This is a genomic window from Halomonas sp. ML-15 (assembly GCF_014779595.1).
Taxonomy (GTDB): domain Bacteria; phylum Pseudomonadota; class Gammaproteobacteria; order Pseudomonadales; family Halomonadaceae; genus Franzmannia.
In genome coordinates this window covers 1,372,000-1,373,123 of sequence record NZ_JACXZT010000019.1, presented here as the reverse complement: position 1 = coordinate 1,373,123, position 1,124 = coordinate 1,372,000, and the positions used below count along the sequence as shown (strand labels likewise).

The following is a 1,124-nucleotide window of genomic DNA, read 5'->3' as shown; positions in this document are numbered from 1 at the left end:
ATCGACACCACCTGGAAGTTCAAGGAGATGATCCAATTCCGCAACCGCATGGCGGCGGAAGCGGGCATGGAGCTGATCGTGCATACCAACGAGGAGGGGCGGGCGGCCAATATCAACCCCTTCGACCACGGCAGCGCCAAGTACACCGACGTGATGAAGACCCAGGCGCTCAAGCAGGCGCTGAGTCACCACGGCTTCGATGCCGCCTTCGGCGGCGCGCGGCGCGACGAGGAGGCCAGCCGCGCCAAGGAGCGGGTCTACTCGTTCCGCGACAAGTACCACCGCTGGGACCCCAAGAACCAGCGCCCGGAGCTGTGGAGCATCTACAACGCCAAGGTCAACAAGGGCGAGTCGATCCGCGTATTCCCGCTCTCCAACTGGACCGAGCTGGATATCTGGCAGTACATCTACCTTGAGCAGATCCCCATCGTGCCGCTCTACTACGCCGCGCCGCGCCCGGTGGTGGAGCGCGACGGCATGCAGATCATGGTCGACGACGAGCGCCTGCCGCTGGCGCCCGGCGAAGTCCCCGAGGAGAAGTGGGTGCGCTTCCGCACCCTGGGCTGCTACCCGCTGACCGGTGCGGTGGAGTCGACAGCCGCGACCCTGCCCGAGATCATCCAGGAGATGCTGCTGACGAAAACCTCCGAGCGCAGCGGCCGGGCCATCGACCACGACCAGGCCGGCTCAATGGAAAAGAAGAAGCGTGAGGGGTATTTCTAATGTCGCATCAATCAGCACTGATCGCCGAGGACATCGAGTCCTACCTCAAGGAACACGAGAACAAGGACCTGCTGCGCTTTATCACCTGCGGCAGCGTCGATGACGGCAAGTCGACCCTGATCGGGCGGCTGCTGCACGACTCCAAGATGATCTACGAGGATCAACTGGCGGCGATTACCCAGGCCTCCAAGACCAGCGGCACCACCGGTGACGCCGTGGATCTGGCACTGCTCGTCGACGGCCTGCAGTCGGAGCGCGAGCAGGGCATCACCATCGATGTGGCCTACCGCTTCTTCTCCACCGACAAGCGCAAGTTCATCATCGCCGATACGCCGGGGCACGAGCAGTACACTCGCAATATGGCCACCGGCGCCTCCACGGCGAGCCTGGCGGTGATCCTG

The 1,124-nt window shown here is 63.7% G+C and carries 2 protein-coding genes; both read left to right on the top strand.

What is annotated here, in order from left to right; genetic code table 11:
• Positions 1 to 723 (top strand): sulfate adenylyltransferase subunit CysD (gene cysD, locus IEI94_RS18095; RefSeq protein WP_191168649.1); only part of this gene is annotated, 723 nt, incomplete at its 5' end.
• A partial coding sequence (locus tag IEI94_RS22680; RefSeq protein ID WP_263574637.1) for a GTP-binding protein occupies positions 723 to 1,124 on the top strand: 402 nt, incomplete at its 3' end. The genes cysD and IEI94_RS22680, both read left to right, overlap by 1 nt.